The following is an 11,573-nucleotide window of genomic DNA, read 5'->3' as shown; positions in this document are numbered from 1 at the left end:
CGTGCTCAGCGGCGTCACCACCACGGGTGGCAGCGGCACCGATGCCGGCAGCTACGTGCATACTGCCAACGGCAGCGACGGCAACTACGCCCTCACCTTTATCGACGGCGGCCTGACCATCGATAAGGCGAACGCCACCGTCACCGCCAATAGCGACACCGTGACCTACAACGGCAGCAACCAAAGCGTCAGCGGCTTTACCGCCAGCGGCCTGGTGGGCGGCGAAGACGAAAGCGTGCTCAGCGGCGTGACCACCAGCGGCGGCAGCGGCAAAAACGCGGGCACTTACACGCACACCGCCAACGGCAGCGACGGCAACTACGCCCTCACCTTTATCGACGGCGGCCTGACCATCGATAAGGCCGCCGCCACCGTCACCGCCAATAGCGACACCGTGACCTACAACGGCGGTGCGCAAAGCGTCAGCGGCTTTACCGCCAGCGGCCTGGTGGGCGGCGAAGACGAAAGCGTGCTCAGCGGCGTCACCACCAGCGGCGGCAGCGGCAAAGACGAGGGCACTTATACGCACACCGCCAGCGGCACCGACGGTAACTACCTGCTGACCTTCGTGGCGGGAGAGCTAACGGTCACCCCTCGCCCGGTCACCTTAACCGCGGATGACCAACGCAAGCGCCACGGCCAGGCCGACCCGGCCCTCAGTTGGCAGGCCGGCTGTGGTGCAGCAACAGCTGACTGCGGCCTCGTGGTCGGCGAGAGCCTGACTGGTGACCTGCTCCGGAAGCCCGGTGAAGAGGTGGGGCGCTATGCCATCGAGCAGGGCTCTCTGACTGACACCGCCAACCCCAACTATGCCATCACTTTTGAGGAAGGCGAGTTGTTGATTGCCCCCCTCCCCCCCACGCCGGAGCCAGAGCCCGAACCCGAGCCGAGCCCAGAACCGCAAAAAAGCGGCTCGATAGCCTACCCCGCGGAGGTAAGCATCGCGGTATTGCAACGGCGCACCACCGATAAGGCGGGGACAGCACTGACGGAGAATGAACCGGCACCGCAACCCTTCGAGACGCTGCACCTGCGTGTGGAAGAAGACGGTATTCGCCTACCAGCCGGCGTCAATACCACACCTTTCTCGCCCTGAGCGCCGCAAATGGATCATTGCCACGTGGAAATGGAAACCATGCAATCGCCATATGAGATCACGACCTTTCGCCCCGAACCGGGGCAGAGACGACCGATCTGCCTGGGCATAGCACTAGTCGGCGGGCTGCTGGCAGGCCCGGAGACCTGGGCCCAGACACCGCCGGATGCCGGTCAGATCCTGCAACAGAGCCAACCGGAAACCATCGCGCCACGTTCTTCTTCCATGACATTGGAGCTAGGAGGCGACCCCTTGGTAGAGGAACAGGGCGGCGGTCAGCAGATCACCTTGTCGGGGGTTCGCTTCGAGGGCAATACCCGCTTCTCCGACGAGGAATTGAAAGAGGCAATTCTTGACCTCCTGAACGAGCCTCTGGATCTGGCCGGGCTGCGCCATCTGGCCAACCAGGTTAGCCGCTATTATCGCCAGCAAGGTTACCTCTTCGCCCGCGCCTTCCTGCCCGCCCAATCCCTGGATGATGGCGTCCTGACCCTTCGGGTGCTCGAGGGGCGCTATGGCCAGGCCGAGGCCACCAGCGACGATGCCGCACTGGCCGATGCCGCACGCCCCTATCTGGCGCCACTGACCACGGGACGCCTGATCGAGTCGGCCCCATTGGAGCGTCAGTTGCTGCTGCTAGGCGACCTGCCGGGCCTCTCCGTAACGCCGATCATGCGCCCGGGGGCAGAGTTGGGCCAGGGCGATCTGGACGTGCGGGTAGGCGACGCCGAGCGCCTGGCCGTCGAGTTGGGCGCTGATAACCACGGCAGCCGCTTCTCAGGGGAATATCGCGCTCGCGCCACGCTTGCCGCCCATCGGGTATTGAGCGTCGGCGACGAGCTGAACCTCTCCGCACTCTACACCAACGAAGCGACTTGGCTGGGGAATATCAGTTACTCACGCCCCCTGGGCGCCAAAGGTCTGCGCGGAGAAGTGGGCTATGCGCATACCGACTACACCCTGGGCAGGGGGTTCGAAGGCTACACCGGTACGGCGGCGGTGTATTCGGCAACGCTGAGCTACCCGCTACTACGCAGCCAGCAGGCCAATGTGTCACTAAGCGCGCGTTACCAGTACAAGGACCTGGACGACGACATCGATTTCGCCGACTACCGCAAGGCCACCGAGAGCCACAGCCTGCCGCTCGGCGTGCGCTTCGATGCCCGCGACGGCCTGGCCCGGGGTGGCATCACCTTCGGCACCCTAACAGTAACGCCGGGTACGCTGGAGCAGTCGCAAACCGGCATGGCCGAGAGCAATTATGGCTTTACCAAGCTCAACCTGAATGTGGCGCGCGTGCAGTCGCTCGGCCATGGCCTCGATCTGTATGGCCGACTGAACGCCCAATGGGCGGATCGCGACGACCTGGATGGCTCGGAAAGCATTTATTTAGGTGGCCCCTATGGCGTGCGGGCCTTTCCCACCGGCGAGGGCTCTGATAGCCGGGGCTGGCTGGCCCAAATGGAGCTGCGCTATCGGGCAAGTGAGGCTCTCGTACCTTATCTATTCTATGATCTGGGCCACACCCCCAACGGCGGCCTTGACAGAGGTGACTCACGCTCCCTGGCCGGCACCGGGATGGGGCTGCGCTACCAGCACGCCGGCTTTCATCTGGATATCAGCAGTGCCTGGGAAGTCCGCGGCGGCGATGCGCTGTCGGACAACCACCAACGCGACCCGCGTATCTGGGCCACCGCCGCATATCGATTTTAAGCGTACAGGCCCCCTCGCCCCAACCGATCGATGTACGCAGAAGGGCCGCCCCAACCGGGGCAGCCCTTCTGCTGTGTGGGCGCGCCATGGATACCGGGCCATGGCGCTATAGCGAGGCACTCAGCTCTCGGTGCGAGGCTCTCCCCACTGCGGCTCACCGTTGACCACGCGAACCGTCTCACCCTCGGGGCGCCGGTCCAGCCGGCTGGTATGCGCCTGGCCGTCGTAGCGCCAGCTGACCTCGTAACCGGTGGTCTCCTGGTGGGAGTCGGTGACGGTGTGGCAGCGTTGCTCGGTGGTGGAGACGGTCTGGCCGGCCTCGACGCGACGCTGGACCTCGCGGCCCGCGAAGCCGCCGCCGATGGCACCGGCCACGGTGGCGATCTTCTTGCCGCTGCCGCCGCCGACCTGGTTGCCCAGCAGCCCGCCGACGATGGCGCCGGCCGCCGTGCCAACCACGCTGTGCGGGTCGCGGGTCGGCGCCTGGCGCTGCACCACCACGTTCTCGCACACCTCACGTGGCGTCTCCACGGTGCGGGTCAGGGGCTCGACCCCGGTAATGTCCGCGAACTGGGGCTGTCGGCTTTCCTGGACCTGCCAGGCCCCGAAGGCCATGCCGCCAAGACCCAGTACCGCCAGGACGCTCCCCACCACGATCGACTTGCTCATGTTTCACCTCTTGTCGGGTTGTCGGGCGCCCGGGGCGCCACTCGCTGGAATCCTGGGAATCGCTCCAGACGGCTGCGATGGTCGACCACGGCGCCTCCTGCGCCGCTTTCGACGTACGAAAGTATCGCCCCTCATCACCCGCCGCTCCAGGCGCTGCGGCGGGGTTTCACAGTTACTGCGCCCGTGTCGCCGGGCAACGACACTCGCCACCGGTCCCGGGTCGCCTGTCGCAAGGGCACATGCCGGGGTCGCCATGGGGCACTCCGGTAGCCCGAGGTGCATTAGCTTGACAGGACGGGGCACGCACCCGGGCAACGCAGGAGCACGACCATGGCGACCTTCCCCACGCAGGCAGACGCGGTGATCATCGGCCAGGGAGGCATCGTCGGCGCCTCCGTGGCCCATCACCTGATTGAGCTGGGCTGGAGCAATCTGGTGGGACTCGACAAGTCGTCGATACCCTCGGACATCGGCTCCACGGCCCATGCCTCGGACTTCTGCTTCATGACCGCCCACGACAAGATGTCGTGCTACACCACCACCTACAGCCAGCGCTTCTACGAGGCCCGGGGGCACTATGCGCGCATCGGCGGCCTGGAGGTGGCTCGGGTCGGCGACGACGAGCGCATGGCGGAGCTTGCACGCAAAGTGGCCTCGGGCAAGGCCTTCGGCACCCGGGCGCGGCTGGTCGACCCCGACGAGGCCGCCGAGTGCTTCCCGCTGCTCGACAAGACGCTGATTCAGGGTGCGCTATGGGATCCGGATGCCGGTCTGGTGGTGCCACGCTCCCAGCAGGTCGCCGGCGAGCTGATCGAGGAAGCCAAGGCCTCCGGGAAGCTCGCCGCCTTCGCCGACACCCCGGCGCTGGCCATCGATGTCCGCGACGGTCGGGTGCACGGCGTCGAGACGGCCAAGGGCTATATCGCCACCCCGGTGGTCATCGTCACCTCCGGCATCTGGGGGCCGCTCCCCGCGGCACTGGGCGGGGCCGCCCTACCGCTGATGCCGGTGGAGCACCCGCTGCTGTTCTTCGGCCCCTTCGATACCTTCGCCGGCACCGGCAAGGAGATCGGCTACCCGCTGCTGCGCGACCAGGGCAATTCCGCCTACCTGCGCGACACCGGCGACCCCGCCACCACCGAGGGCGGCCAGCTCGAATGGGGCTACTACGAGACTCGCGAACCACGGCTGGTGCGCCCAAGCGAGATCCTCGAGCGCCATCAGGCACGGCTCTCGCCCTCCATGCGCGATCTGGAGCTCGATCAGGTCATGCACGCCTTCGAGCGCGCCATCGAGCTCACCCCGGTGCTCGGCGAGCTCGGCTGGGACGAGAAACACTCCTTCAACGGTCTGCTCTCGGTGACCAACGACGGCGGCTCCCTGCTCGGCGAATCCCCCGAGACGCGCGGGCTGTGGTTCTGCGAGGCGGTATGGGTCAAGGACGGTCCAGGTATGGGCAAGGTGCTGGCCGACTGGCTGACCACCGGACGTACCGAGATCGACACGCACGGCATCGACATCGCCCGCTTCTACCCGGTGCAGAAGACGCCGGACTACGTCTACGGCCGCTGCCAGGAGATCGCCCGCAAGATCTACGACCCGGCGGTGCATCCTCGCGAGCCCTTCGAATCCGGCCGCAACCTGCGCCGCGGCCCTTTCTGGCCCCGCGAGGTGGAGCTCGGCGGCCACTTCATGGAGGCCGCCGGCTGGGAACGCGCCCACGGCTATGCCGCCAACGATCACCTGCTGGAACGCTACGGCGATCGCGTGCCGGAGCGCCCAGCCGAGTGGGACGCCCGACACTTCTGGCGGGTCTCCAACGCCGAACACCTGGCACTCAGCGACGACGTGGGAATGATCAACCTCTCCCACTTCGCCATCTTCGACCTGCGTGGCCCCGACGCCGAGGCGCTGCTGGAGTATCTCTCGGTGGCCAAGGTCGGCGGCGACACGCCGATCGGCAAGGGCGTCTACACCCACTTTCTCGACCAGCTCGGCGGGATCCACTCGGACCTGACCATCGTGCGCCTGGCCAACGATGCCTACCGGGTGATCTGCGGCGGCGATACCGGCCACCGCGACCTGATGTGGCTGACCCGCCAGGCCGAGACCCGCGGCCTGACACGCTGGCACCTGGAGGATCGCACCGACAGCCTGGCCTCACTCGGCGTCTGGGGCCCCAATGCCCGCCGCACCCTGCAGGCGCTGGCCGACGATCCCGAGGCCCTGTCGACGGAGCACTTTCCCTTCGCCACGGCCCGAGAGATCCGTCTGGGAGGATTGCCGGTATGGGCCTTCCGCATCTCCTACGTGGGCGAACAGGGCTGGGAGCTCTACGTGCCCTTCAGCTACGGCCTGGCCCTGTGGGACCGGCTCTTCGCGCTCGGCGTCACCCCGGTTGGCATCGAGACCTACGCCAACAGCCGTCGTCTGGAGAAGAGCCTGCGGCTGCAGAACGTCGACCTGCTGACCGAGTACAACCTCTATGAGGCCGGCCTAGCCCGCCCAAAGGTCAAGGCCGCGGACTTCCACGGCAAGGCCGCCTACCTGGAGCAACGCGGCCGCGACCGCCAGCCGGCCTACCTGTGCACCCTGACCCTGGAAGACCTGCGTGACGCCCGGGGCCAGCAGCGCTACCCGGTGGGCCAGGCGCCAATCCTCGATCCCGAGAGCGGCGACGTGCTAGTGGACGCCCTGGGTCGGCGCTCCTATGTCACCAGCTTCGCCTTCGGCCCCTCGGTGGGCAAGAATATCGCCCTGGGCTACCTGCCGGCGGAGGCCGCCCGGGAGGGTGACACCCTGCTGATGGAATATTTCGGCGAGCACTACCCGATGCACATCGCGGCGGTAGGCTACAAGCCGCTCTACGACCCAGACAACCAACGGTCGAGAACGTGAGACCACGGCGCGATGCCCACCCGCCACCGCTCCGTGGCAGCGCGGCGATGTCAAGGAGCGGCGTGATGGCGACGTGACTATCCGGCGGCCGCCGATCCGCCGCTAACGCTCCACTAGCGTCGTCAGGACGACGCTAGTGGAGCACCTGGCGTATAGCCCCGGCAAGCGCCGGGGCAGTGAAACGACTCAGGCTTCGCCGTAGCGATAGGGGCGCCCGGCCTGGCGCATGTCGGCATTGTATTGCTTGAAGATCTCGACCACCCTGGCCCGAGTCTCGGATTGCGACGCGATCTCGTCCCAGAACTCGTGAGCGGCATTTTCCACCTGCTCCCACTCGGCATCGGGAATCGAGGTCAACTCCAGCTTTTCGCCATGCACGCGCAGTCTTGCCTCTCCGCCCCAGTACCAGTGCTGGCGATAGTAATGGGACTGTTCGCAGCACACCTCGAACAGCAGCCTGAGGTCCTCGGGCAGTTCCTGCCAACGCTCCATGTTGACGAAGAAGTGCCCAATCCAGGCACCGGAGATGTTGTTGGTCAGGAAGTAGTTGGTGACATCTGCCCAGCCCACCGTGTAATCCTCGGTGATCCCGGACCAGGCGATCCCGTCCAGCTCGCCGGTCTGCACGGCGACTTCGATATCCTCCCAGGGCAGCGTCACCGGCACCACACCGAACTGCGACAAGAAGCGTCCAGCCGTGGGGAAGGTGAAGATACGCTTGCCTTCCAGGTCCTTAAGGCTGCGAATCGGCTCCTTGGTGACGAAGTGGCAAGGATCCCAGGCACCGGCGCTGACGTGCTGGACGCCGACCCGAGCGTATTGCTCCTCCCAGATTTCCTTGAGCCCGTACTGGTTGAACAGCACCGGTACATCGAGACTGTATCGTGAGCCGAAGGGGAAGTAGCCGCCAAAGACGGCGACCTCGGTGGGCGAGGCCATCGAGTCGTCATCCGACTGCACCGCATCGATGGTGCCCCGCTGCATGGCACGGAAGAGTTCACCGGTCGGCACGAGCTGATCGGCATAGTACAGCTCGATCTGCATCCGATCCCCAGCGATCCTGTTGAACAGATCGATGGCCGGCTTAGCGACATGCTCGGCCAGGGCGGCACCGGCATAGGTCTGCATGCGCCACTTGATGGTCGGCCCGGAGGAAGACTGTGCCATGACCTTTGATGCCAGCGGCGCGATGGCGGCCCCGGCGGCGGCGTTGATCAGAAACTTGCGTCTTGTTGTCATTTTCTCGCTCTCCTGGTGTTGGCTACCGAATGTTGCGCGAATTCGGCCCCTCGAGGGGCTCTTGTTGTTCATTCGTGCTGGCGTTAATTCCCGTAGACGAAACCCGGCAGCCAGAGTGCGATCTGCGGAAAGACCATGACCAGGCTGAGGGCGGCCGTCATCACCACGACGAAGGGCAGAATCGACCAGTAGATATCGCGCAAGCCGATCTGCGGTGGCGCCATGGCGCGCATCAGGAACAAGTTATAGCCGAATGGCGGCGTCATATACGCGATTTGCGTGGTGATCGTGTAGAGCACGCCGTACCAGATCAAGTCAAAGCCCAGGGCATCGACAAGCGGCACGTAAAGCGGCGCCACGATCACCAGCATGGCGGTATCGTCTAGAAAGGTTCCCATCAGGATGAAACTGAGCTGCATCAGGATCAGGATCATCCAGGGCGAGAGCCCCAACCGCTCGGTAAACAGATCTTCGATGGCCTTGACCGCACCCAGGCCATCGAAGATGGCACCGAAGGCAAGCGCGGCCAGGATGATCCACATGAACATGCAGGAGATGGCCAGCGTCTGCCTGACCGAGACCTCAAAGACCTTGCGCGTCATGCGTCCCTTGAGGATGGCGGCCAACAAGGCGGTCACCGCGCCCACGGCCGAACTCTCGACCAGCGAGGTCCAGCCCTTGACGAAGGGCACCATCATCATTGCAAAGATCGCCAGCGGAAGCAGACCCGCCCGCAGCAGACGCAGCTTTTCGGCAAGCGATACGTCGCGCTCCTCGACGGGCAACACTGGGCCAAGAGAGGGTTGGAGGCGGCAACGGACGTAGATATAGATGATGAACAGCGTCGCCATCATCAGCCCTGGCAAGACACCGGCAAGCCAAAGCTGGCCGACGGGCTGGCGTGCGATCATCGCGTACAGCACGAGCACCACCGAGGGCGGCACCAAGATGCCGAGACTGGAGCCGGCCTGGATGACGCCGGTCACCATGATCTTGTCATAGCCGCGTCGCAGCAATTCCGGCAAGGCGATGGTGGCGCCGATCGCCATCCCAGCAACCGAAAGGCCGTTCATGGCCGAGATCAGAACCATCAACCCGATCGTGCCGATGGCCAGCCCCCCCTTCACCGGCCCCATCCAGACATGGAACATCCGGTACAGGTCGTCGGCGATACCGCTCTCCGACAGCACATAGCCCATGAAGATGAACATGGGCAGGGTCAGCAGCGGATACCATTTCATCAGCTTCATGGCGGATGAAAAGGGAATATCCACCCCGCCGGTGCCCCAAAGGAGCACGCCCGCCAGGGCTCCCACGAAGCCGATGGCACCGAAGACACGCTGGCCGGTGAGCAACATCAGCATCATCGAGCCGAACATCACGACTGCGATCATCTCGTAAGACATCAGTCGATCACCCCGCGAAGGCGGCCGATATCTTTGAAAAACTCGGCAAGTGATTGAAGTATCATCAGAAAGACCCCGAGACAGATAATTGTCTTGATCGGCCACAGCCAGGGACGCCAGGCCGTCGGGCTGCGCTCCAGAAAGCCCAGCGTCTCCGCGGCGGCTGACCGCCCCTCGGTGACAAAGGTGGTCGCCAGATCGAGCAGGAAAACGAACGGCGCATCGCCGAAATAGCCCAAGGAATAGGCCGTCGACACCAGGCCGCCATAGAGCAGCACACCAAGATAGAAGATCAGGAAAAAGACGGTGATGGCATCGATACACGCCTTGGTGCTCGGTTTCCAGTCGCCATAGAAGAGGTCCATGCGAACATTCGATCCCAATTGGATCGAATAGGGCCCACCCAGCACGAAGTACGCCACCATCACGAATTGTGCGGTTTCCAGTGTCCACATTGACGGCGATAAGAAGACCTTGGAGGTCGTCGACCAGAGCAAGACGGCGATCAGCACGAAAATCAGGTACATCGCCATACGACCGATCACTCGGTTCATGGCATCGATGGCACGGATATACACCAGGATGGGTTTAGGCATCGCGCTTGCTCCCCTGAGATGTGAGTTCAAAGCCCAGGGTCAACAGCGCCGGCCGGATCAACCGCAAGAGCTCCTTGGCCATGATGTCCTCGGCCTCCGGTGTGGCCAGCAAGTCATTGCGCACCTCGATCATCACATTGGCCAAGCCATGGAACTCGCCATGCAGTTTCAGGGAGTGAGTCACGCCATCCTCGGGGCCATAGGGAGCATTGCGTTGAATCCGCCGATGCGGCAGGCGCGAAGCCTGCTCGAGCAACGCATCGGCCAGGCGCCGGTCGGCATCATGAAGAACCCCCACCTCGACCGCGCGGGCCCGGCCATGAAGCGCCGGCGTAAAGCTGTGGATGGTGATCAGCGCCGTGGAGATGTCCCGGGCCGCGCGCGCCGTCAGCACACTATGTACGGCCTGGCAGAAGGGTCGATAGACCGCCTCGACTCGAGATGCCCGTCGCGAGGACGTCAGGGCGCGATTGCCGGGCACGTCGATACCCGCCGGGCACTCGGGGATAGCATCGAGCGCTTCTGGGGGACGGTTGCAGTCATAGACGAGCCGCGAGACACGACTCGCCACCATGGGGGCGTCGAGCGCCTCCGACAGCCTCAGGGCCAGGCCACGGGCACCGAGATCCCATGCCACGTGACTCTGCCGATGCACGGGATCCAGGCCGAGGTTCCGATAGGAGACGGGGATGCGATGTGACGCATGCTCACACAAGATGACAACGGGGCCTCGGGCGTCCCCCTTGTGGATTTCGACACTTTCGGACGACGGCGCAACTTCACTGGACATCAGGACTCCTCCACGGTCCTGTAAAGATATAGACTTCGATAAGCAAAAGTGTCAATTTCTATTCATTGGCCATTTCAACGTTGAGCCGTCAGGCAACGTCCATACCGCCACTCCGTGAAAAGAGGCGTTTAGATGACCACCCCCTCCACCGTGCGCGAGCTGATTCGCCAGCATTATCCGAACTTGACGCAATCGGAACGAAAGCTTGCCAGTGCCCTGCTCGACAACTACCCCGCGGCAGGGCTCGCTTCTATCACTAGCGTGGCGAGCAACGCGGGAGTGTCCACCCCCACCGTGGCGCGAATGATCAAGAAGCTGGGGTTCCAAGGCTACCCCGAGTTCCACAAAGCCCTGTTGCAGGAATTGGAAGCGAAAGGGGTCGGCCCCACCCAGCGGCGTGAGAACTGGTCGGCGGCAGCCCCCGAGACGCACCTGCTGAACCGGTTCTCACAGGCAGTCACGGCCAACCTGGAACAGACCTTTGCCAATATCGAGAGCGGCAGGTTCGATCAGGCCATCCACCAACTGGCCGATGCTGATCGGCACCTTTACCTTGTCGGTGGGCGGATCACCCAGGCACTGGCCGACTATGCCTTCACGCATTTCCAAGCGGTTCGCCCACGCGTGACGCACATGACATCGTCTTCGGGCACCTGGCCGCATTACGTGCTCGACATGGAGCCAGGGGAAACCCTGCTGATCTTCGACATTCGGCGCTACGAGACCAATCTGCTTCGCCTGGCGGAGATGGTGAGCAGGCGCGGCGTGAGAATCGTCCTGTTCACCGATCAGTGGGGGTCCCCCATCTCGACGCTCGCCGACTTCACCTTCCATTGCTGGGTCGAGATTCCCTCGGGCTGGGATTCCAACGTGTCGACCATGATGCTATTGGAAACCATGATCGCCGCCGTCCAGGAAGAACGCTGGCCGAATGCCCGCGAGCGCTATGAACGATTGGACGAGTTGTTCGACATGACCCACTTCTTCCGCAAGTTCACCTGACCCTCTGCGCGTCACCTGCGGCCCTGCCACCCCGCCCATCAAGGCGAGCATGATGAAACGGGACGGAGTCGATAACGCGCTTATCGGCGATCGGCAAAGCCTGGCGGCTCGACCGGAGAGGCCGGCTTGCGAGTGAGAAGAGGGACGCCCCACACCCGCCTCCG

9 protein-coding genes are annotated in these 11,573 nt (G+C 64.2%); 4 read left to right on the top strand and 5 right to left on the bottom strand.

Annotation, left to right across the window (positions count from 1 at the left end):
- A partial coding sequence (locus ACGTN6_RS12200; protein ID WP_394591880.1) for an MBG domain-containing protein occupies positions 1 to 1,096 on the top strand: 1,096 nt, incomplete at its 5' end.
- A 9-nt stretch (positions 1,097 to 1,105) separates the two neighbouring features.
- Positions 1,106 to 2,809, top strand: coding sequence for a ShlB/FhaC/HecB family hemolysin secretion/activation protein (locus tag ACGTN6_RS12195; protein ID WP_394591879.1), 1,704 nt, complete (start codon positions 1,106 to 1,108; stop codon positions 2,807 to 2,809).
- 120 nt (positions 2,810 to 2,929) lie between these two features.
- Here the strand turns inward: ACGTN6_RS12195 and ACGTN6_RS12190 are convergent, their stop codons facing one another.
- Positions 2,930 to 3,478: a glycine zipper 2TM domain-containing protein gene (locus ACGTN6_RS12190; RefSeq protein WP_394591877.1), complete on the bottom strand. Its 549-nt coding sequence runs from the start codon at positions 3,476 to 3,478 to the stop codon at positions 2,930 to 2,932.
- Between the two features lie 330 nt (positions 3,479 to 3,808).
- Between ACGTN6_RS12190 and ACGTN6_RS12185 the strand changes: the two genes are divergently transcribed.
- Positions 3,809 to 6,376 (top strand): GcvT family protein, encoded by a 2,568-nt coding sequence (locus ACGTN6_RS12185; protein WP_394591875.1) that lies wholly within the window; start codon positions 3,809 to 3,811, stop codon positions 6,374 to 6,376.
- A gap of 186 nt (positions 6,377 to 6,562) precedes the next feature.
- Here the strand turns inward: ACGTN6_RS12185 and ACGTN6_RS12180 are convergent, their stop codons facing one another.
- The 4 genes from ACGTN6_RS12180 to ACGTN6_RS12165 form a co-directional block, all read right to left on the bottom strand.
- Entirely contained in the window at positions 6,563 to 7,615 is a 1,053-nt protein-coding gene (locus tag ACGTN6_RS12180; protein ID WP_394591873.1) for a TRAP transporter substrate-binding protein, read from the bottom strand.
- An 83-nt stretch (positions 7,616 to 7,698) separates the two neighbouring features.
- Positions 7,699 to 9,021 carry a TRAP transporter large permease gene (locus ACGTN6_RS12175; RefSeq protein WP_394591871.1) on the bottom strand — a complete coding sequence of 441 codons (1,323 nt, stop codon included), beginning with the start codon at positions 9,019 to 9,021 and terminating at the stop codon, positions 7,699 to 7,701.
- Positions 9,021 to 9,617: a TRAP transporter small permease subunit gene (locus tag ACGTN6_RS12170; RefSeq protein WP_394591870.1), complete on the bottom strand. Its 597-nt coding sequence runs from the start codon at positions 9,615 to 9,617 to the stop codon at positions 9,021 to 9,023. The genes ACGTN6_RS12175 and ACGTN6_RS12170 overlap by 1 nt, the downstream gene beginning before the upstream one ends.
- Positions 9,610 to 10,407, bottom strand: coding sequence for an N-formylglutamate amidohydrolase (locus ACGTN6_RS12165; RefSeq protein ID WP_394591868.1), 798 nt, complete (start codon positions 10,405 to 10,407; stop codon positions 9,610 to 9,612). Before ACGTN6_RS12165 ends, ACGTN6_RS12170 begins: the two co-directional genes overlap by 8 nt.
- Positions 10,408 to 10,539: 132 nt before the next feature.
- Between ACGTN6_RS12165 and ACGTN6_RS12160 the strand changes: the two genes are divergently transcribed.
- Positions 10,540 to 11,409 carry a MurR/RpiR family transcriptional regulator gene (locus tag ACGTN6_RS12160; RefSeq protein ID WP_394591866.1) on the top strand — a complete coding sequence of 290 codons (870 nt, stop codon included), beginning with the start codon at positions 10,540 to 10,542 and terminating at the stop codon, positions 11,407 to 11,409.
- Positions 11,410 to 11,573: the final 164 nt, after the last annotated feature.

This window comes from Halomonas sp. B23F22_20 (assembly GCF_043496985.1).
Classification (GTDB): Bacteria; Pseudomonadota; Gammaproteobacteria; order Pseudomonadales; family Halomonadaceae; genus Halomonas.
Note: the sequence above shows the minus strand (reverse complement) of the source record. Positions and strands in the feature narration are given on the sequence as shown.